Genomic DNA, 19482 nt, shown 5'->3' with positions numbered 1-19482 from the left:
GCGGGCGGGATTTTCGCGGCGGGGTTGGGGCGCGACGAGGAGGCACTGTGGCACGGCGGAGGCTGGGGTTCTGGCAACGGTTCGCCGTGGGGCTGGTGAAGCCGGTGATGTCCGTCTGGACCCGGCGTACCTGGCGTGGTCAGGAGCATCTCCGCCGCGACGGCGGCATGATCATCGTGGCGAACCACATCTCCCACGCCGACCCGCTGGTGTCCGCGCACTTCATCTACGACTCCGGGCGCTGGCCGCAGTACCTGGGCAAGGCCAGCGTGTTCCGGGTGCCGGTGGTCGGCTGGATCCTGCACCGCTGCCGGCAGATCCCGGTCGAACGGGGCAGCGTCGACGCCGTCCGCTCGCTGGACGCGCTGGTCGCCGCGCTCAACGAGGGCGGCGCTGTCGTGATCTACCCTGAGGGCACCACCACACGACAGCCGGAGCTCTGGCCGATGAAGGCCAAGACCGGTGCGGCCCGGCTGGCTCTGGCCACCGGCGCCCCGGTCGTGCCAGTGGTGATGTGGGGGCCGGAACGGATCTTCGACCCGCGGACGACCCGGGTCAGCCTGCGTCCCCGGATCCCGGTGACCGTTGCCGCCGGGGAGCCGATCGACCTGAGCCGGTGGGCGAACGCCCAGCCGACCCGGGCCACCCTCGAGGAGATGACGGACACCATCATGTTGCGGCTGCGGGACATGCTCGCCGAGATCCGTGGCGGTACCCCGCCGCCACTGTGGGAGCGACCGACCCGGTCCTCCGTCAGCCGCGAGCAGCGGGATGATGCGGCATGAGCGGTCACGTCGCGGTGCTCGGTGCCGGTTCCTGGGGCACCGCCTTCGCCAAGATCCTCGCGGACGCGGGGCGGGACGTGACGGTGTGGGCCCGCCGCGCGCCGGTCGCCGAGAGCATCCGGGTCGAGCGCCGCAATCCCGAGTACCTGCCCGACCTCCTGCTGCCGGCCCGGGTCACCGCCACCGCCGACGCCGCCGAGGCGATCACCGGAGCCGAGGTGGTGGTGCTGGCGGTGCCTTCGCAGACGCTGCGCGGCAACCTCGCCGAATGGGCCGGGTACCTGCACCCGGATTCCACCCTGGTGTCGCTGATGAAGGGCATCGAGCTGGGCACCACCAAGCGGATGAGCGAGGTCATCGTGGAGACCGCCGGAGTCGCCGCGGACCGGGTGGTCGTCGTGTCCGGCCCGAACCTGGCCCCGGAGATCGCCGTCGAGCAGCCGGCCGCGACAGTGGTCGCCGGGACGAACAGCGCCCGCGCCACGCTCGTCCAGTCGTCGATCCGGACGCCGTACCTGCGCCCCTACACCAACGACGACGTCATCGGCTGTGAGCTGGGCGGGGCGGTCAAGAACGTGATCGCCCTGTCGTACGGCATCGCCACCGCGATGGGTTTCGGCGACAACACCCGGGCCATGCTGATGACCCGTGGGCTGGCCGAGACGGCCCGGCTGGGCGTGGCGCTCGGCGCGGACCCGATCACCTTCGCCGGCCTCGCGGGCATGGGCGACCTGGTCGCCTCCTGCTCGTCCCCGCTGGCCCGCAACCGCACCTTCGGCGAGCACCTGGGCCGGGGGGAGACGCTGGAGCAGGCGCAGGCCGCCACCCGGCAGACCGCCGAGGGCGTGAAGAGCTGCCTGGCGATCCGCGATCTGGCCCGGGCGCACGGCGTGGAGATGCCGATCACCGAGCACGTCGAGCGGATCTGCCACGAGGGGATGGACCCGCGCCTCGCTGTGGAAACCCTGATGAGCCGCACCGCCAAACCCGAGTCGTACGAGTGAGGAACCCAATGAGCGAGTGGGGAGACGGCACCCGCTGCGTACGCGCTGGCCTGCCCGAGCCGGCACCGGGGGACCCGTTCCTGCCCGGACCGGTCTTCGCCGCGCCGTACCACCTCGACCCGTTCGAGGGCCCGAGCGGGTCACCGAACGGCTACGGTCGCCCCGACAACCCGACCCGGCGGCTGCTGGAGGCGGCGGTGGGCGAGTTGGAGGGCGGTGACTGCCGGGTCTTCGCGACAGGTCAGGCGGCCATCACCGGCCTGCTGCTCACCCTGCTGCGGCCGGGGGACACCGTGGTGCTCCCCACCGACGGATACTTCCCGGTCCGGGCGTTCGCCACCGACGTGCTGGAGGCCATCGGCGTCCGGGTGCTGTTCGTGCCGACCGTCGGGCCGTACCCGTCGTTCGAGGGCGTCCGGCTGGTGCTGGTGGAGACGCCGGCCAACCCGGGCCTGGATGTCGTCGACCTGGCGGCCCTGGCCGCGAGGGCCCACGCCGCCGGGGCGCTGCTCGCGGTGGACAACACCACGGCCACCCCGCTCGGTCAGCGCCCACTGGATCTCGGCGCCGACCTGGTGGTCGCCTCCGGCACGAAGGCGCTCACCGGCCACTCCGACCTGCTGCTGGGCTACCTGGCCAGCCGGTCCCCCGAGCTGATCGCCGCGGTGACGACCTGGCGTACCACGACCGGGGCGGTCCCGGGCGCGTTCGACGCCTGGCTGGCCCACCGGTCACTGGCCACTCTCGACCTGCGGCTCGCCCGGCAGAGCGCGAACGCCGCAGCGGTCGCCGATCTGCTCGCCGGCCGGTCGGACGTGACCGGCCTGCGGTGGCCGGGGCGGCCGGACGACCCCGCGTACCCGGTGGCCTCGGTGCAGATGCTCCGGATACCGGGGGTGCTCTCGTTCAACCTGGGCGACGCCGAGCGGGTGGGCCGATTCGTCGAGGCCGCCCGGCTGGTGGCGGCGGCGACCTCCTTCGGTGGCCTGCACACCACGGCCGACCGGCGGGCGCAGTGGGGCGACGACACCGCTCCCGGCTTCGTCCGGCTCTCCTGCGGCGTGGAGGACACCGCGGATCTGGTGGCCGACGTCGCCGCCGCGCTCGACGCCGCCGGGCCGGCCTGAGTTAGGGTGACGCCGGTCGCACCGGCGGCCCCGACCGGAGGAGGTGAGTCCGATCCGCCCACAGACCGGACCGGCACGTCCTCCCGTTTTCCTGCCGCGATAGCGGCCTCGGGAGCGCCGGCAAGCGTTCCCGGAGGTTTCCCATGGCAACACCGTTTCCCACCGACCACGCCGCCCTCGTGAGCCGGCTGCGCGCCGCCGGCTGCGTCTACGCCGAGGACGAGGCCGATCTGCTACTGGCCGCCGCGGACACCCCGGCGGCCCTGGTCGAGCTGACCGATCGCCGGGCGGCCGGCGAACCGTTGGAGTACCTGCTCGGCTGGGCGGAGTTCTGCGGGCTGCGGATCGCGGTCGACGCCGGCGTCTTCGTGCCGCGTGCCCGGACCGCCCTGCTGGTCGAGTTGGCGGCCGAGGTGACCGGCCCGGCGCCGGCGGTGGTCGACCTCTGCTGCGGCTCCGGGGCGACCACTGTCGCAATGGCGCATCGGTTGGCGCCGCGCTGGCTGGCCGCCGCCGACATCGACCCGGCGGCGGTGGCCTGTGCCCGCCGCAACGTCGCCGGGCTCAACGCCGAGGTGTACGAGGGTGACCTCTTCGCGCCGTTGCCCCGGCAGTGGCGGGGTCGGCTGGACCTGGTGGTCGCCAACGCCCCGTACGTGCCGACCGACGCGGTCGCGCTGATGCCGCCGGAGGCGCGACTGCACGAGGCCCCGGTGGCGCTCGACGGCGGCCCGGACGGGCTCTCCGTGCTGCGCCGGGTCGGTGCCCACGCCGCCGGTTGGCTGACCCCCGGCGGCCACCTGGTGGTGGAAGCCGGCACCACTCAGGTAGACGCCCTCTGCGCGGCATTCCACGCCGCCGGCCTGACCCCAACCGTGCGCCATGACGAGGATCTGGACGCCACAGCGGTTCTCGCCCAACGCCCCTGACCCACCCCGGCGATCTTGCGGTTGCGGTTGTCGGGATGAGGGGGGATGCCCGTTGTGTCGGCACAGCAAGTGCAAGATCGCGGGGAGGGTGGGGGCGGTCCGGGCATGGCGGGGGGAGAGGGGTTGGCACTAGCCTCGGCTCACACTCATGACGGCGGGAGGCGGTTTCGGTGGGCAGCGCAGGGGTGCCGGTGGTCGTCGGGTTGGACAACGGCGGCACCAGCAACAACGCCACGGTGCTGACGGTGGACGGCCGGTTCCTGGTGGACGGGCTGTTGGAGATCCCCAGCGAGGTGCGGTCCGGGCCGGAGGCGGCGATCGAGGCGTTGGCCCGGGCGCTGGACGGCGCACTGGCGCAGACCGGAGTGCCGCGCGAGCTGGTCCGGGCGGTCGGGCTGGACACTCCCGGGCCGGCCAGCGCCGAGGGGGTCATCTCGTCGCGGGGCTCCACCAACTTCTCCCAACCGGCGTGGCGTGGCTTCGACGTGCGGCGTGCGCTGGAGCGACGGCTCGGCCTTCCGGTGATCTATCACAACGACGGCAACGCGGCCGCGCTCTACGCCCACCACGTCTACTTCGGCGTCGACGCGATGAACCGCTCGTCGGTGTCCGCGATCGTCGGCACCGGCCTCGGCGGCGGCGTGGTCGAGAGCGGTCGGGTGATCGCCGGTGCGGCCGGCATGGCGGGGGAGCTCGGCCACGTGCACATTCCGCTGAACGGGCTGCTCGGCCCGGGCCAGCCGGATCCCACCTGCGCCTGCGGCTTCACCGGTGACGTCGAGAGCGTCGCCTCGCTGACCGGCATCGAGCGCAATCTGCTGCCGTACTGGCTGACCCGGTACCCCGACCATCCGCTCGTCGCCGAGCCGGTGACCCGGGGGGCCAAGCTGGTGCGCGGTTACGGTGAACGGGGAGACGCCCTCGCGCGGGACCTGTTCACCCAACAGGCGATGGCGTTGGGACGGCTGTTCACGGTGGCGGCGAACTTCATCGACCCGCACGCGTACTTCGTCGGCGGTGGGGTGGTCGAGGCGGCGCCGGAGTTCCGGGACTGGTTCCTGGCGACGGTCCGCGAGCACACCGTGCTCCGTGAGGAGCAGGCGGCGGTGGCCACCTTCGCGTTGGTGCCGGACCGGGACATGGCCGGCGCCCGGGGCGTCGCGATCGCCGCGCTGGAGGCGCTGCGCGCCGCTCCGGAGCCCCGCCCGCTGGTTGCCTGAGCCGGCGCGGGCCTCGACCCACGCCGACTCGGGCACGTCTGGTCAGCGCCGGGGTGGCGCCTGGGCGAAGGCGGCCCAGGCCGCCGTGGGGAACAGCAGCGCCGGGCCGGCCGGGTCCTTGGAGTCGCGGACGGCCACGAGCCGGTGGATCGCGGCAACCTCCACGCAGGCTCCCTCGTCGCCGCTGCGGCTGCTCTTGCGCCACGCCGCCGCGGCCAAGGCCGCTGTGATCATCGGTGTCATCTGTCCTACCGTCCCTTCAGGACTGACAGGAGCATCTCGCGGCTGTCCGCCGGGCTGAGCGCCACGCTTCGGAGATGCTCCATGATCTTGGTGCAGGTACGCGTCTCGCCCGCCCGGTCGAGGATCATCTGACCTGCGACGGTTTCCACCGACGCGATGATCGGGTCCTCCGGGTCGGCGAACTCGAGGATGTGCAGGGAACCTCGGGTGCCCCGGTGATAGCCGGCGGAGAGCGGGATCACCTGGACGCTGATGTTCGGCAACTCGGCCATCTTGACCAGGTGCCGCAGTTGCCCGTTCATCACCGACGGCTCACCGACCGGGCGGAGCAGCGCGCCCTCGTCGATGATCGCGTCGAGGATGGGCGGCTGGTCGGCGGTGAGCCGCTGTTGCCGGTCGAGCCGGATCTTGACCCGCTGCTCCACCAGGTCGTCGCCGAGGGTGTGCGGCCCGCCGCGCATCACGCCCCGGATGTAGTCCGCGGTCTGTAACAGGCCGGGCACCACCGAGGGCTCGAAGTTGGCGATGGCGGTCGCCTCGGCCTCCAGCGCGATGAAGTCGATGGTGCGAGGGTCCAGCAGGTAGGAGTACGACACCCACCAGCCCGGCTTGCGGGCATCCTTGGCCAACTGCACCGCTGCGGCCACCTCCTCGGCGCTCACCCCGTACGACGTGAGCAGGGCGCGCACGGTGGCCGGGCTGATCAGGGTCTGGGCGTTCTCGTACCGGGAGAGGGTGCTGCGGGTGCTGTTGATCTCATCCGCCGCGGTCTCCAGCGTCAGCCCGGCGGCTTCCCGGTGTTGGCGCAGGGCGATGCCGAGCCGGCGGGCACGGGCGGTCTTCGGGGCCATGCATCGATGGTCGCACACATTTGCGGGAACGTGTGCATGAGAAAACGTCGATGAGAGTTGCATTCATGGCTGTACACGTGTCAATCTGTGATGGCGTCCTCACCGCCGGTTGTCGTGGCGACGGTGGTGGTGAGCGACCGGAGGGGATGGGGCGCGCGGCGATCGGGTTTCTCCCCCGTACCCGATCGTCGCGTGCCGCCCCGCCATCCCGGCCCGCCGGAAGGAGACGACGTGCCAACCCGCCCGGAGCCCCGCGCCGTACCCTCGGGCGGCGCGCGATGACCCGCTTCCTCGTGGTGCTCACCGATGTCCGTCCCGTCGAGGGCGTCAACCGCAACGAGCGGGTCGCGCCGGAGCGGCGCCGACAGGTCGTCGGCGCCAGCAGTCGGGAGGCCGCCGATCGCATCGCCGGAGCCTTCATGGCCCTGGGCATGGTGCGGGCCGGCCGGCAGCGGGTGAAAGTGATCGCGGTCGGCCGCCGGCACTCCCGGGACTGAGCGCAGGCGCAGGTCAGCGGTCTGCGACACCGCTACCTCCCGGTTACGCACCGTATATCCTCTGATGACCAGTTGCCGTGTCGTGCCGTGGCTCGCCGGGTATCGCCTCGCCCATCCGCCACGCACAGTAAGGTCAACCGGGTGAGCGCCACCGGCGAGCACGACCAGCCGCAGTCGCGTACGAAGAGGTGACCGGAGTGACCACCCCAGGCAAGACCCGCGTGGCGATCGTCTTCGGCGGCCGCAGCCCGGAGCACGGCATCTCCTGCGTCAGCGCCGGCAGCGTGTTCGGCGCACTGGACCCGGACGAGTTCGAGGTGGTGCCGGTGGGCATCACCCGCGCCGGCCAGTGGGTGCTGACCAACGGCGATCCCGCCCAGCTCGCGATCAACGCCCGTCAGCTCCCGGAGATCACCGCCGAATCCGGCGACGACATCGTGCTGCGCGCCGACCCCACCGGCAACGGACTGATGGTGCTCGACCCGACCGAGGGCCCCCGGGCGCTGGCCGACGTGGACGTGGTCTTCCCGGTGCTGCACGGCACCTACGGCGAGGACGGCACCATCCAGGGAATGCTGGAGATGGCCGGCATTCCCTACGTCGGGGCGAACGTGTTCGCGTCCGCGGCCGCCATGGACAAGGAGTTCACCAAGAAGCTCTGCGCCGTCGAGGGCATCCCGGTCGGCTCGTACGCCGTGCTGCGCAGCGGGATGACCCTCAGCGAGCAGGACAAGGACCGGCTCGGCCTGCCGGTCTTCGTCAAGCCGTCCCGGGCCGGGTCCTCGTTCGGCGTCAACAAGGTCACCGACTGGGCGCAGCTGGACGCGGCGGTCGCCGCCGCCCGGCAGTTCGACCCGAAGGTCATCATCGAGGCCGCGATCGTCGGTCGCGAGATCGAGTGCGGTGTGCTGGAGGGCGAGGCCGGTGGCGTGCCCGAGGCGTCCGTGCTGGCCGAGGTGCGGGTCGTCGCCGACCACGACTTCTACGACTTCGAGGCGAAGTACCTCGACGACTCCTGCGAGTACGACATTCCGGCCAACCTGCCGGAGAAGGTGACCCGTCAGGTGCAGGACTACGCGGTCCGCGCGTTCACCGCGCTGGACTGCGCCGGCCTGGCCCGCGCCGACTTCTTCGTCACTCCCGAGCTGGACGTCTACCTCAACGAGATCAACACGATGCCCGGCTTCACCCCGACGTCGATGTTCCCGCGGATGTGGGCGGCCTCCGGCCTGGAGTACCCGAAGCTGGTCAACCGCCTGATCCGTACCGCCCAGCGACGCGGCGTCGGCCTGCACTGAGCCGGCCGACCCCGCCCGCGCGGCTCAGCCGGCGTGGGCGGGGTCGGTTCGACCTCAGTGCTGGCAACCGGACGGGATGGCGCCGCCGGAGGGCACACTCGCCACGATCGTGCTGGAGATCGTCGGCAACCACTGCAACGGCTGCTCGTACGAGCGCGGGACGCGCACGGTGATCAGCGTCTCCCGGTCGACAGTGGAGAGGACGGCCGCGTCGGCCTGCTCGGCCAGGTGCCAGCAGACCCGGTTGACCGTCCAGACCTCGTCGGTGCTGGGGAAGGTCGGCTCGGTGCCGCCGCAGGCCACGGTGAGCGCGGGATCGCCGTACGCGGCGTTCTGCTCCGGACCGGCGGTGACCGGTCGCTGGGCCAGGTCGCGGATGCTCGCCGGGAGCTGGGAGAGCAGGGCCCGGCAGACCGTGGCCGGGCGGGCGGCCAGCGCCGGGGCGGCCATCTCCACCGGGGCGGTGGACTGCACCCGGGCGGTGGTCGCGGACGGGCTCGGCGCGGCGGCCGGCGTGTTCGGACTGAGCTTGGTGAAGGCCAGCACGGCCACCAGCAGCGTGATCGGCAGCGCGATTGCCGTGGCCAGTAGTGCGGCACCCCGCATGGTCCGATCGCGCCCGGCCGGCGCGGCGGCGGCGGGATCGGTCGACTCGCGGTTACCGTCAGCCGGCTCGGGCGTGCCGTCGGCCGGGTCGCGCGCCGCGTCGCCGTCCGGAGCAGAGGAGGAGGTCGTCAACTCGTCCACTTACAGCCGCACCACCGAACACGTGAGGGTGCGGGTGATGCCGGGCACCATCTGCACCTTGCTGACTATGAGTTTGCCGAGCTCGTCGACGGTGTTCGCCTCGGTGAGGACGACCACGTCGTACGGCCCGGTGACGGCGTCGACGCGAACCACGCCGGGGATGTCCGCGATGAGACCCGCCACGTCACGTGCGCGGCCGACCTCGGTCTGGATGAGGATGTACGCCTGTACCACGACTCGACCTCCGTCCGTCGCCGCCCGGGAGCGGCCCGAAGGGTGAAACTACCTTACGGACCAGGTCTGATCCCTATCGGTGGTCAAGGAGCAGCGGTGAGCGAGCACGGCGAAGCGGGGCAGCACGGGCGGAACGGCCGTGGTGGCGTCGGCGTGTCCGGGATCGGGGAGTTCGGGCTGATCGGGAAGATCACCGCCCGGCTGTCGTACGGGCCGACGACCCTGCTCGGCCCGGGTGACGACGCGGCGCTGGTAGCCGCGCCGGACGGCCGGGTGGCCGCCTCCACCGACGTGCTGGTCGACGGGCGACACTTCCGGCGCGACTGGTCCTCGGCCCGTGACGTCGGGCACCGGGCGGCAGCGGCCAACCTGGCGGACATCGCGGCGATGGGTGCCACGCCGACCGCCCTGCTGGTCGCGCTCTGCATGCCGGCGGACCTGGACACCGCCTGGGCGGAGGAACTGGCCGACGGGCTGGCCGCGGAGGCGGCCACGGTCGGCGCGAGTGTCGTCGGCGGGGACATGTCGGCCAGCCCCACCCTGACCATCGCGGTCACCGCGCTGGGCGACCTCGCGGGCCGTCCACCCGTGCTGCGCTCCGGCGCCCGCCCCGGGGACGTGCTCGCCCTGGCCGGGCGCACCGGGTACGCGGCAGCCGGGTTGACCGTGCTGACCCGCGGCTTCCGTACCCCCCGGCTGCTGGTCGAGGCGTACCGGCGGCCGCAGGTGCCCTACCGGGCCGGCCCGGAGGCCGCCCAGCTCGGCGCCACCTCCATGATCGACGTGTCGGACGGGCTCCTCGCCGACCTCGGGCACGTCTCGGCGGCCAGCGGGGTGGCGATCGACGTACGCCGGGAGGGGTTCGAGGTGCCCCGGCAGATGGCCGACGCGGCGCAGGCGCTCGGCGTCGACCCGTACACCTGGATCCTCGCCGGTGGCGACGACCACGCGCTGGCCGCGACCTTCCCCCCGGCGGTGGCGCTGCCGCCGGGCTGGCGGCCGATCGGCCTGGTCACGGACGGTGCCGGCGTGACTGTCGACGGCGTCGCCTACGACGGCCCGGCCGGCTGGGACCACTTCCGGTGAGGCCCTCGCGCCGCCGTACCCTGGACACCGTGAGTGAGATCGAGATCCGGCGGGTGCGGTTCGACGCGCCGGTGGCACAGCACCTGATCCAAGCCGCACTGGCCGACCTCGGTGCCCGCTACGGCGGCTCCGGCGACGACACCCCGGTGGACGCTGCCGAGTTCGAGCCGCCCGATGGCGCGTTCCTCGTCGCCTACCTGGCCGGCGAGGCGGTCGGCTGCGGTGGCTGGCGCAGCCACGGCGCGGACACCGCGGAGCTGAAGCGGATGTACACGGCACCGGCGGCGCGGGGCCGGGGGGTGGCCCGTGCGGTGCTGGCGGCCGTCGAGCGCTCAGCCCGCGAGCAGGGCCGCAAGCGGGTGGTCCTGGAGTGCGGCGACAAGCAGCCCGAAGCGATCGCCATGTACGGCTCCGCCGGGTACGAGCGGATCCCGAACTTCGGCTTCTACAAGGACGCGGAGGGCTGCGTCTCCTTCGGTCGCACCCTCTGACCTGCGCACCGGGCCCGGCCTGGCCGGTGCGTCAGGCCCCGGCCAGCCGGGCCCCGGGCGGCTGCCCGGGAACACGACAGAGCCGGCGGACCCTCGGGGTCCGCCGGCTGAGCCGTACGAGAAGGTGGGTGCTACCGCGTCAGGCGCGGGTGACCTTGCCGGCCTTGATGCACGAGGTGCAGACCTGCAACTTCTTGGTGTTGCCGCCACCGGCCGGGGTACGCACCGACTGGATGTTCGGGTTCCAGCGGCGGTTGGTCCGCCGGTGCGAGTGGGACACGTTGTGGCCGAAGCCCGGTCCCTTGCCACAGACGTCGCACACGCTAGCCACGGGATACTCCTGGGATTGATACGTTCATGAGGTCGCCGGCAGGTGCTGCCCGGGCAACCTGGTCAGGTTACCCGATGACTCGCCGACCCGGCCAACCGGCCCGGTCCGGCGCTCGCCCGTGCCCCGGCTCACGCCTGGTCGTGGGCCCGTCCGCCCGACGGCGGGCCGGCCCGGCGACAACGGTACCGGAGTGGTCCGTCCCCGCTGCGGCCAGCGCCGGCCCGGGGTGCGGCGGACACGCCGGACGAGTCCGACGGGTGTCGGCGCGCGCCAGTAGGCTTCTGCCCGTGCTGGACACCCTCGACGCCGCCGCGGTCCGCCGCTGGTGTGCGGGCGGGCTGGCCGCGCTGAAGCGCCATCAGGGCGAGATCGACCAGCTCAACGTCTATCCGGTGCCCGACGGCGACACCGGCACCAACCTGGTGCTCACCCTCACCTCGGCCCAGCAGGCCCTCGCCATGGATCTGGACACTCTCCCCGACAGCGGGCCGACCGCGCACGGCCACGCGTTGCGGCTGATGGCCCAGGGCGCGCTGCTCGGCGCGCGAGGCAACTCCGGGGTGATCCTCTCGCAGATCCTGCGTGGTTTCGCCGACCAGGTCGCCGGTGCGCCAGCGGTGCGCGGCCGGGAGTTGGCCGCCGCGTTGCGGTCCGGCACCGCCGCCGCGTACACCGCCGTCTCCCGACCGGTCGAGGGCACCCTGCTCACCGTGGTCGCGGCCGCCGCCGCCGCCGCCGAGGGCGCGGACAGCGACGACCTGCCCGCCGTGGCCGACGTCGCGGCCCGGGCGGCGGCCGAGGCACTCGCCCGGACCCCGGAGCAACTACCGGCGCTGGCCCGCGCGGGCGTGGTCGACGCCGGTGGCAGAGGGCTCTGCGTGCTGCTCGACGCCCTGGTCGAGGTGCTGACCGGGGAGAGCGCGGCCCGGCCCGCGCCGACGCCGCGCCCCGCCCGCCCGGCGGCCACCGTCGCCCGGGAGACCGGTTCCGACGAGTACGCGTACGAGGTGCAGTTCCTGCTCGATGCCCGGGCCGAGGCGGTCGCCGGGATGCGGCGGGCCCTGGACGCCCTGGGAGATTCCCTGGTCGTCGTCGGCGACGGGCGTGAGCCGGAGGGCACCTGGAACGTGCACGTGCACGTCAACGACGTGGGCGCGGCGGTCGAGGCCGGGGTGGCCGCCGGCCGCCCGTACCGGATCTCGGTGACCCGTTTCGCCGATCAGCCGGAGCCGCCCGCCGGCCCGGTGGTGGCCGGTCGGGCCGCTGTGGTGGTGGCCACCGGTGGCGGCATCGCCGAGTTGTTCGCCGCGGAGGGGGCCACCGTGGTGCCGGGCAACCCGTCCACGGGTGAGTTGCTCGACGCCGTGCGCAGCACCGGTGCGGCCCGGGTGGTGGTGCTGCCCAACGACGCCAACACGGAGGCGGTGGCGAGCGCCGCCGCCCGCGAAGCCCACCGTTACGGCATCAAGGTGAGCGTGGTGCCGACCCGCTCGCCCGTGCAGGCGTTGGCCGCCCTCGCGGTCCGCGACGGCGACCGCCGCTTCGAGGACGACGTGATCGCGATGGCCGAGGCGGCGGGCGCCTGCCGTTACGCCGAGGTCTGCCATGCCAGCCGGGAGGCGCTGACCGTGGCCGGCCCGTGCCGTCCCGGTGACGTGTTGGCGCTGGTGGAGGGGGAGGTGCACCTGATCGGCACCGACCTCACCGACACCTGCGCGGCGGTGGTCGACCGGATGCTCGGCGGTGGCGGCGAGATGGTCACCCTGCTGACCGGGGTCGATGCTCCCGCCGGGCTCACCGATGCCGTCCGCGCGCATGTCGCGCGACGCTGGCCGTTCGTCGAGGTGCACGCGTACCCGGGCGGCCAGCCGTTTTATCCGCTCCTGGTAGGGATCGAATGAGCGAACCAGCCACGGTGGACACTCCGCTGAAGAAGCTGGTCGGGGAAAAGACAGCCAAGGCGCTGGCCTCGCACCTCGACCTGCACACAGCGGGTGACCTGGTCTACCACTTCCCGCGTCGCTACGACGAGCGTGGTGAGCACACCGACATCCGCTCGCTGGACGTCGGTGAGCAGGTCACCGTGCTGGCCCAGGTGCAGCGCACCGCGGTGCGCCCGATGCGTCAGCGGCGGGGCAACCTGCTGGAGGTGACCGTCGGCGACGGGTCCGGCGGGGTGCTGACGTTGACCTTCTTCGGCAACCAGGCATGGCGCGAGCGGGAGCTGCGCCCCGGCCGGTGGGGCCTGTTCGCCGGCAAGGTCACCGAGTTCCGGAGCAAACGGCAGCTCAACGGCCCGGAGTACGTGCTGCTCGGCGAGGGCGGCGACGGTGAGGCGGCGGTCAGCGACGACATCGAGGAGTTCGCCGGGGCTCTGATCCCCGTCTACCCGGCCGCCGCGGCCGTGCCGACCTGGGTGATCGCGCGCTGCGTGCGCGTCGTACTGGACACGTTCACCCCGCCGGACGATCCGCTGCCGAACGCCGTGCGGGCCAGCCGCAAACTCGTCGGGCTCGGCGCGGCGCTGACCGAGATCCACCGGCCGTCCAGCAAGGAGGCGCTGCACCAGGCGCGGCGGCGACTCAAGTGGGACGAGGCCTTCGCCGTCCAGGTGACCCTGGTGCAGCGCAAGCACCGGGCGGCCGACTGGCCGGCCCGGCCCCGGCCGCCGCGTCCGGGTGGGCTGCTGGAGGCCTTCGACGCCCGACTCCCGTACGAGCTGACGGCCGGCCAGCGTGAGGTGGGTGTGGAGATCGCGGCGGATCTGGCCACCCCGCACCCCATGCACCGCCTGTTGCAGGGCGAGGTGGGCTCGGGCAAGACGGTGGTGGCGCTGCGGGCGATGCTCCAGGTGGTCGACGCGGGTGGGCAGGCCGCGCTGCTGGCGCCCACCGAGGTCCTCGCCGCGCAACACCACCGCGGCATGCTCGACCTGCTCGGGCCGCTCGGGCAGGCCGGTGAGCTGGGCTCCGCCGAGCACGCCACCCGGGTCGAGCTGGTCACCGGCTCGCTGGGCGCGGTGGCCCGCCGCCGGGCGCTCGGCGAGGTGGCCAGCGGCGCCGCCGGCATCGTGCTCGGCACCCACGCCCTGCTCTACGAGGGGGTCGACTTCGCCGACCTCGGCCTGGTGGTCGTCGACGAGCAGCACCGCTTCGGCGTGGAGCAGCGCGACGCCCTGCGGGCCAAGGCCGACCAACCGCCGCACGTGCTGGTGATGACGGCCACCCCGATCCCGCGCACGGTGGCGATGACGGTCTACGGCGACCTGGAGGTCTCCACCCTCTCCCAGCTGCCCCGGGGGCGGTCGCCGATCGCCTCGCACGTGGTGCCGGCCGCCGAGAAGCCGGCCTACCTGGACCGGGCCTGGCGGCGGCTGCGCGAGGAGGTGGCCGCCGGCCACCAGGCGTACGTGGTGTGTCCGCGCATCGGTGACGGGCCGGTGTCCGACGAGGAACCGCCACCCGAGGACGACAACGGTCGGCGGCCGCCGCTGGCGGTGACCGAGGTGGCTCCGCTGCTGGCCGAGGGCCCGCTGAACGGCCTGCGGATCGGGGTGCTGCACGGTCGCCTGCCGGCCGACGAGAAGGACGCGGTGATGCGTTCCTTCGCGGCCGGTGACCTGGACGTGCTGGTGGCGACCACCGTGATCGAGGTCGGCGTGGACGTGCCGAACGCGACAGTGATGATCGTGCTGGACGCCGACCGGTTCGGTGTCTCCCAGCTGCACCAGTTGCGGGGCCGGGTCGGCCGGGGCGCAGCCGCCGGGCTCTGCCTGCTGGTCAGCGAGGCGGCCGAGGGTTCGTCGGCGCGGGAGCGGCTGGACGCGGTGGCGTCCACGAGCGACGGTTTCAAGCTCGCCGAACTCGATCTGGAGCAACGCCGCGAGGGCGATGTGCTGGGTGCCACCCAGTCCGGGCACCGCTCGCACCTGCGGTTGCTGTCCCTGCGACGCGACGCCGACCTGATCCGCGACGCCCGCGCCGAGGCGATCACCCTCATCGAGGACGATCCGGAGCTGACCCGTAGCCCGGCGCTGGCCGCCTCGGTGGCCGCACTGGTCGACGAGGACCGCGCGGAGTACCTGGAAAAGGGCTGATCTCGCAGGCCAGCACGTGGCTGGGGGCGCGTCTCGCAGGCCACCACGTGGCTGAGGGCGCGCCGACCGGGTGGTCGACGCGCCCTCAGATGTCAGAGCGGGTTGTCTCAGGCGGTGAAGCGAACCCGACGACGACGGGCCACCACGAACAGGGCGGCACCGGCAGCGAGCAGCACCGCGGCACCGGCGATGATGCCGCCGGTCGCAGCACCGGTCAGCGGCAGAGCCGGCTCGTCCTTGCCGCCACCCTGGCCCGGCGCGCAGTCGGCCGGCTTCTCCCAGGCGATCGGGCTGGTGTCGTCCAGGCCCTCGGCGGCCGGGGTCACGGTCAGACCCTCGAACGCCTCGAACTCGACGACCACGGTCTTGCCCGGCTCGACGGTCCGCTTCTGCGCCTCACCCTTGTTCGGGGTCAGGGTCACCTCGAAGGCCTTGCCGTCCTCCGGGTTGGCGAAGCCGAAGACCAGCTTGTCGCAGGTGGACTCGTAGCCGGCCTGAGGCTCACCGGGCTTGACGCAGTCCTCGGGGCTCACCCAGGTGTAGGGCTCGCCGACCGGCTTGTCACCCTCGCTGACGGTGATCTTGCCGGCCTTGGCCGGAACGACGATGTCCTTCTTGCTCTCGCCCGGCTTGACGGTGTAGGTCTCCGAGAAGTCCTTGGCCTTGACGGTGAGCTTGGCGTCGGTCGTGGCGTCCGCGCCGTTGGCGAGCGTCACGGTGACGGCGCCCTCACAGTCGGAGGCGAAGCTGGCGGTGGGGATGCTGACCGCCGGCGGGGTGGTCGGCGGGGTGGTCGGAGGCGTGGTCGGAGGCGTGGTCGGCGGGGTGCTCGGCGACGGCTCCGGCGACGGGCTGGTCGGGGGCTCCTCGGTGACGCAGGTGCCCTCGAACGTCACAGCGGCCGTGCGCGCCTTCTTCTCGGGGTAGCCGTCGTCCCACCGGGCCTTCACGGCGAGGGTGGCCTCAGTGGCCGAGCCGGGCACCCGCTGCACACCGGTGATCGGGGTGTTGACGTCGTACGGGTAGGAGCTCTTGTCCGACGTCGCGACGATGTTGGTCACCGTGGTGTTGGCGGGGGTGAGGACCACGCTCGCCAGCTGGAAGCTCTTCGAGGAGTAGTGGTAGACGCTCTTGACGGTCCAGTTCACCACCCACTCGCCGGTGGTGGTGTCACAGACCGCTTGGCCGCTCGGCTCGGTGTAGTGGGCGCTCGCGGGGCTCGCGATGACGCCGACACCGGCGAGGCCGATCAGCGCGCCCGCGGCGATGGCCGCGAGGCGCCGGAACGGAGACTTGGGAGGGTTCACGCCTGCTCCTGGTGAGGGGGGTACGGATCGCGTGGCGGGAGGCCGGGAGACATGGTGACCGGGGAGTCACCTGCTCACCGGGGCGTCGCGACGCGGTGGTGTTCCCGCGGCGAAAGCGGGGACAGGGGGAGACTGTACTGATGGGTGGTTAATGAGGGGAGTTCAGATCATTGCCATTCGGCAATGTAGTCGATTCGTGATCTTTGATGAACCGAAGGTGTCGGTCTGGTCACTGGGGACCGTCCGCCCGCCCGGGGCTCCACGGTGGATGTCACGCTGGCGTGGCTGCTCTGGTGCGCTGCGACGTCGTCGGCTGGCCGCCTGCGCGGATCCGCGCCGTGCTGACCGGGTCCCCGTGGCATCGCGTAGCGTCGCGGGCATGAGCAGGAGGAAACGGTGACCCGGATCGTGGCCGGGACGCTCGGTGGCCGGCGGATCGCCGCGCCTCCCGGCGCCGGCACCCGACCCACCTCGGACCGGGTCCGGGAGGCGCTGTTCAGCGCCATCCAGGCCGACGTCGATCTCGACGGCGCCCGCTTCGCCGACCTGTACGCCGGCTCTGGCGCGGTCGGGCTGGAGGCGCTCTCCCGGGGTGCCCGGCATGTGCTGCTGGTCGAGTCGGACCCGCGGGCCGCCCGGGTGATCCGGGAGAACGTGACGGCCCTGCGCGCCGGCCCGGCGGCCCGGCTGGTCACCGGCAAGGTGGCGACGGTGCTGGCGGCCGGGCCGGACGGCGAGCCGTACGACGTGGTCTTCGCCGACCCCCCGTACGCGGTGCCGGACGAGGAGATCACCGCGCTGTTGGCCGCGCTGGTCGACGGCGGCTGGCTGGCGCCCGACGCGTTGGTGGTGGTGGAGCGGTCCCGCCGTACCAGGGAGTTCGACTGGGTGGACGGGATCACTGCCGAGCGCAGCCGCCGATACGGCGAGACCACCCTTTGGTACGGTCGCCGATCATGAGACGTGCGGTGTGTCCCGGTTCGTTCGACCCGGTCACCAACGGACACCTCGACATCATCGGGCGGGCCAGTCGGCTCTTCGATGAGGTCATCGTCGGTGTGCTGGTGAATCAGTCGAAGAGTGGCTTGTTCACCGTCGAGGAGCGCATCGAGATGCTCCGCGAGGTGACCTCGTCGTACGGCAACGTACGGGTCGAGTCGTTCCGCGGGCTGCTGGTGGACTTCTGCCGGGCCCAGCAGGCCAGTGTGCTGATCAAGGGCCTGCGGGCGGTCAGCGACTTCGACTACGAGTTGCAGATGGCCCAGATGAACATCGGTCTGGCTGGCGTCGAGACGCTCTTCATGCCGACCAACCCGCTCTACTCGTTCCTTTCGTCGAGCCTGGTCAAGGACGTGGCCAAGTGGGGTGGCGACATCTCCGCCCACGTCCCCGACCCGGTCCGCGAAGCCCTCCAGACCCGCCTGGGCCCCCGCCCCTAACTCGAAAATCGAACCGTACGTAGACACGCGGCAGCATCCCGCGTCGCGAAGCGGCGTGGGATGGGTCTTGTTGGGTGGTGCGTTATGCGGCGAGGTCGAGGGTGACGCGGTAGCCGAGGGCTTCGAGTTGGTGGATGTGGTTGCGTTTGCGGCGTTCGGTGTCGGTGCGGCTGAGGTAGAAATCGGCGCCGAGGTCACGGAACCCGGCTGCGGGGTCGGACAGTAGGTGCCAGATGATCGTCAGGACTGAGCGGCCGACCGCGACGATCGCGCGTTTGGCGCCGCGTCGTCGGGCGATGCGCCGGTAGCGTTCGCCGAGGAACGTGTCGGTGCGGGCGGCGGAGACCGCGATCTGGCCGAGGACGCGGGCGAGGTAGCGGTTGCCGTGCCCGGTGGATCCGGTGCCTTTGCGGCGGCCGGCTGATTCCTTGACGCCGGGGGCGAACTTGGCCCAGCCGGCCAGGTGAGCCGGGGTGGGGAAACGGGTCATGTCGACGCCGATCTCGGCGATGATCGTGGCAGCGGCGGCGGGGCCGATCCCGGGGATCTCACGCAGCCGGGCCGCCGCTGGGGCGAAAGGGGCCAGGTGCGCCTCGATCCGGGCGTCGACCTCGCGGATGTCGGCCTCGACCTGCTCGACCCGGGCGATCATCTTGCCCAGCAGGAACGCGTGATGATCCGTGAAGTGACCGGTGAGGGCCTCCTGCAGGGCGGGGATCTTGCGGCGCAGGCTGGAGCGGGCCAACTCGGCCAGGGTGTGCGGGTCACGCTGCCCGGCGATCAGCGCGGCCATCATCGCCCGCCCGGACGTGCCGAACAAGTCGCTGACCACGGCCGACAGTTTGATCTGCGCGTCTTCGAGCAGCTTCTCCGCCCGCTGGCGTTCCGCCCCGGCCTCGGCGATCAGATCGACCCGGTAGCGGGTCAGGTCCCGCAGCATCCGGATCGGCGCCGGTGGCACGAAACTCGGCCGGATCATCTGCCGTTCGGCGACCTTGCACAACCACACCGCGTCCAGCTTGTCGGTCTTCGGCCGGCCCGGCAGATGCTTGACGTCGCGGGCGTTGACCAGCCACACCTCGAACCCGTGCGCTTCGAGGAGGTAGAACACCGGCTTCCAGTAGTCACTGGTCGCCTCCATCACCACCCGGGTCACCCCCAAACCGGCCAACCGCTCGGCCAGCCCGATCAGTGAACGGGTCATCGTCGGATAGGTCCGCACCTCCTGCAGCCGCCGTCCCGGATGGGCCTCGTCCGGAACCCGCGCGCAGCACACCAACGACGCCTTACCGATGTCCAACCCCGCCACACGCATGATGATCTGCTCGTCGTCCTGCGCTTGTTCCAGCAACCGAAACCCCTTCCCACCAGCGTGAACATCAGGACGGTCGCCCGCGGCAGCCACAGAACGGGTGAATCTAACTCGCGTGCTCGCAGCAACAGTGAAGGGCCCATAACGCGGCTACCAGCGTCCGACTAACCCACGACCTCACACGGACCAAGGAGCGACGACGTCAGCGAGCGACCGACACGATTTTCAGCCCGGAACGGGCCGCATCGCCAGAGGCGACAAGGACTAACCCCCAGCGCTCCCTGCACCCCCGCGCTCCCGGCACCCCCGCGCTCCCGGCACCCCCGCGCTCCCGGCACCCCCGCGCTCCCCGCACCCCCGCGCTCCCCGCACTCCCCGCACCCCTGCACCCCCGCGCCTCCGCACCCCCGCGCCTCCGCGATCTAACTCGAAAATCGAACCGTACGTAGACACGCGGCAGCATCCCGCGTCGCGAAGCGGCGTGG

At 72.3% G+C, this 19482-nt stretch carries 20 protein-coding genes; 13 read left to right on the top strand and 7 right to left on the bottom strand.

Going from position 1 to position 19482, the window contains the following annotated elements; all coding sequences use genetic code 11:
* Nucleotides 1-47 precede the first annotated feature (47 nt).
* The 5 genes from V6U86_RS32410 (at nucleotide 48) to V6U86_RS32390 (ending at nucleotide 5065) form a co-directional block, all read left to right on the top strand.
* Nucleotides 48-785: a lysophospholipid acyltransferase family protein gene (locus tag V6U86_RS32410; protein ID WP_334510170.1), complete on the top strand. Its 738-nt coding sequence runs from the start codon at nucleotides 48-50 to the stop codon at nucleotides 783-785.
* The gene (locus V6U86_RS32405; RefSeq protein WP_334510168.1) at nucleotides 782-1789 is read left to right on the top strand and encodes an NAD(P)H-dependent glycerol-3-phosphate dehydrogenase; all 1008 of its coding nucleotides are present in this window, start codon (nucleotides 782-784) and stop codon (nucleotides 1787-1789) included. The genes V6U86_RS32410 and V6U86_RS32405 overlap by 4 nt, the downstream gene beginning before the upstream one ends.
* A gap of 8 nt (nucleotides 1790-1797) precedes the next feature.
* Nucleotides 1798-2916, top strand: a complete 1119-nt coding sequence (locus tag V6U86_RS32400) for a cystathionine gamma-lyase (protein WP_334510166.1) — start codon at nucleotides 1798-1800, stop codon at nucleotides 2914-2916.
* A 143-nt stretch (nucleotides 2917-3059) separates the two neighbouring features.
* A complete protein-coding gene (locus tag V6U86_RS32395) occupies nucleotides 3060-3845 on the top strand; it encodes a putative protein N(5)-glutamine methyltransferase (RefSeq protein WP_334510162.1) in 786 nt (261 codons plus the stop codon).
* A gap of 170 nt (nucleotides 3846-4015) precedes the next feature.
* Nucleotides 4016-5065: an ROK family protein gene (locus V6U86_RS32390; protein WP_334510160.1), complete on the top strand. Its 1050-nt coding sequence runs from the start codon at nucleotides 4016-4018 to the stop codon at nucleotides 5063-5065.
* A 42-nt stretch (nucleotides 5066-5107) separates the two neighbouring features.
* On the opposite strand, the gene V6U86_RS32385 is transcribed toward V6U86_RS32390, so the two are convergent.
* Nucleotides 5108-5308, bottom strand: a complete 201-nt coding sequence (locus V6U86_RS32385; RefSeq protein WP_334510158.1) for a DUF397 domain-containing protein — start codon at nucleotides 5306-5308, stop codon at nucleotides 5108-5110.
* Nucleotides 5309-5313: 5 nt separating this feature from the next.
* Nucleotides 5314-6159 carry a helix-turn-helix domain-containing protein gene (locus V6U86_RS32380; protein ID WP_334510156.1) on the bottom strand — a complete coding sequence of 282 codons (846 nt, stop codon included), beginning with the start codon at nucleotides 6157-6159 and terminating at the stop codon, nucleotides 5314-5316.
* A gap of 278 nt (nucleotides 6160-6437) precedes the next feature.
* Here V6U86_RS32380 and V6U86_RS32375 point away from each other — a divergent pair, with 278 nt between their 5' ends.
* Nucleotides 6438-6656 (top strand): hypothetical protein, encoded by a 219-nt coding sequence (locus V6U86_RS32375; protein ID WP_030335309.1) that lies wholly within the window; start codon nucleotides 6438-6440, stop codon nucleotides 6654-6656.
* Between the two features lie 197 nt (nucleotides 6657-6853).
* Nucleotides 6854-7954 (top strand): D-alanine--D-alanine ligase family protein, encoded by a 1101-nt coding sequence (locus V6U86_RS32370; protein ID WP_334510154.1) that lies wholly within the window; start codon nucleotides 6854-6856, stop codon nucleotides 7952-7954.
* Nucleotides 7955-8008: 54 nt separating this feature from the next.
* Here V6U86_RS32370 and V6U86_RS32365 read toward each other — a convergent pair whose 3' ends face one another.
* A complete protein-coding gene (locus tag V6U86_RS32365) occupies nucleotides 8009-8692 on the bottom strand; it encodes a DUF3515 family protein (protein WP_442935043.1) in 684 nt (227 codons plus the stop codon).
* 9 nt (nucleotides 8693-8701) lie between these two features.
* Nucleotides 8702-8935, bottom strand: a complete 234-nt coding sequence (locus V6U86_RS32360) for an Lrp/AsnC ligand binding domain-containing protein (protein WP_030487446.1) — start codon at nucleotides 8933-8935, stop codon at nucleotides 8702-8704.
* Between the two features lie 96 nt (nucleotides 8936-9031).
* On the opposite strand from V6U86_RS32360, the gene V6U86_RS32355 reads away from it, so the two are divergent.
* Entirely contained in the window at nucleotides 9032-10021 is a 990-nt protein-coding gene (locus V6U86_RS32355; RefSeq protein WP_334510149.1) for a thiamine-phosphate kinase, read from the top strand.
* A 29-nt stretch (nucleotides 10022-10050) separates the two neighbouring features.
* Nucleotides 10051-10512 carry a GNAT family N-acetyltransferase gene (locus V6U86_RS32350; RefSeq protein ID WP_334510147.1) on the top strand — a complete coding sequence of 154 codons (462 nt, stop codon included), beginning with the start codon at nucleotides 10051-10053 and terminating at the stop codon, nucleotides 10510-10512.
* 139 nt (nucleotides 10513-10651) lie between these two features.
* On the opposite strand, the gene rpmB is transcribed toward V6U86_RS32350, so the two are convergent.
* Complete coding sequence (gene rpmB / locus V6U86_RS32345) at nucleotides 10652-10843, bottom strand: 50S ribosomal protein L28 (protein ID WP_007456456.1); 192 nt, start codon at nucleotides 10841-10843, stop codon at nucleotides 10652-10654.
* Nucleotides 10844-11130: 287 nt separating this feature from the next.
* On the opposite strand from rpmB, the gene V6U86_RS32340 reads away from it, so the two are divergent.
* Both V6U86_RS32340 and recG read left to right on the top strand, forming a co-directional pair.
* On the top strand, nucleotides 11131-12744 hold the full coding sequence (locus V6U86_RS32340) for a DAK2 domain-containing protein (RefSeq protein ID WP_334510145.1): 1614 nt from the start codon (nucleotides 11131-11133) through the stop codon (nucleotides 12742-12744).
* On the top strand, nucleotides 12741-14939 hold the full coding sequence (gene recG / locus V6U86_RS32335) for an ATP-dependent DNA helicase RecG (protein ID WP_334510143.1): 2199 nt from the start codon (nucleotides 12741-12743) through the stop codon (nucleotides 14937-14939). Before V6U86_RS32340 ends, recG begins: the two co-directional genes overlap by 4 nt.
* Nucleotides 14940-15046: 107 nt before the next feature.
* Here the strand turns inward: recG and V6U86_RS32330 are convergent, their stop codons facing one another.
* Nucleotides 15047-16246, bottom strand: coding sequence for an LPXTG cell wall anchor domain-containing protein (locus V6U86_RS32330; RefSeq protein WP_334510141.1), 1200 nt, complete (start codon nucleotides 16244-16246; stop codon nucleotides 15047-15049).
* A gap of 396 nt (nucleotides 16247-16642) precedes the next feature.
* Between V6U86_RS32330 and rsmD the strand changes: the two genes are divergently transcribed.
* On the top strand, nucleotides 16643-17206 hold the full coding sequence (gene rsmD, locus V6U86_RS32325; protein WP_334510139.1) for a 16S rRNA (guanine(966)-N(2))-methyltransferase RsmD: 564 nt from the start codon (nucleotides 16643-16645) through the stop codon (nucleotides 17204-17206).
* The gene (gene coaD / locus V6U86_RS32320) at nucleotides 17203-17685 is read left to right on the top strand and encodes a pantetheine-phosphate adenylyltransferase (RefSeq protein WP_334510137.1); all 483 of its coding nucleotides are present in this window, start codon (nucleotides 17203-17205) and stop codon (nucleotides 17683-17685) included. Before rsmD ends, coaD begins: the two co-directional genes overlap by 4 nt.
* A gap of 82 nt (nucleotides 17686-17767) precedes the next feature.
* On the opposite strand, the gene V6U86_RS32315 is transcribed toward coaD, so the two are convergent.
* Nucleotides 17768-19036 carry an IS110 family transposase gene (locus V6U86_RS32315; RefSeq protein ID WP_334510135.1) on the bottom strand — a complete coding sequence of 423 codons (1269 nt, stop codon included), beginning with the start codon at nucleotides 19034-19036 and terminating at the stop codon, nucleotides 17768-17770.
* Nucleotides 19037-19482 lie beyond the last annotated feature (446 nt).

Source organism: Micromonospora sp. CPCC 205558 (genome assembly GCF_036902955.1).
Taxonomy (GTDB): domain Bacteria; phylum Actinomycetota; class Actinomycetes; order Mycobacteriales; family Micromonosporaceae; genus Micromonospora.
This window is presented reverse-complemented; position numbering and strand designations above follow the sequence as displayed.

Excerpts from the sequence above, each read along its gene's own strand:
- V6U86_RS32405 (WP_334510168.1), top strand. The coding sequence starts at position 782 with ATGAGCGGTCACGTCGCGGTGCTCGGTGCCGGTTCCTGGGGCACCGCC.
- V6U86_RS32400 (WP_334510166.1), top strand. The coding sequence starts at position 1,798 with ATGAGCGAGTGGGGAGACGGCACCCGCTGCGTACGCGCTGGCCTGCCC.
- V6U86_RS32395 (WP_334510162.1), top strand. The coding sequence starts at position 3,060 with ATGGCAACACCGTTTCCCACCGACCACGCCGCCCTCGTGAGCCGGCTG.
- V6U86_RS32385 (WP_334510158.1), bottom strand. The coding sequence starts at position 5,308 with ATGACACCGATGATCACAGCGGCCTTGGCCGCGGCGGCGTGGCGCAAG.
- V6U86_RS32380 (WP_334510156.1), bottom strand. The coding sequence starts at position 6,159 with ATGGCCCCGAAGACCGCCCGTGCCCGCCGGCTCGGCATCGCCCTGCGC.
- V6U86_RS32375 (WP_030335309.1), top strand. The coding sequence starts at position 6,438 with ATGACCCGCTTCCTCGTGGTGCTCACCGATGTCCGTCCCGTCGAGGGC.
- recG (WP_334510143.1), top strand. The coding sequence starts at position 12,741 with ATGAGCGAACCAGCCACGGTGGACACTCCGCTGAAGAAGCTGGTCGGG.
- coaD (WP_334510137.1), top strand. The coding sequence starts at position 17,203 with ATGAGACGTGCGGTGTGTCCCGGTTCGTTCGACCCGGTCACCAACGGA.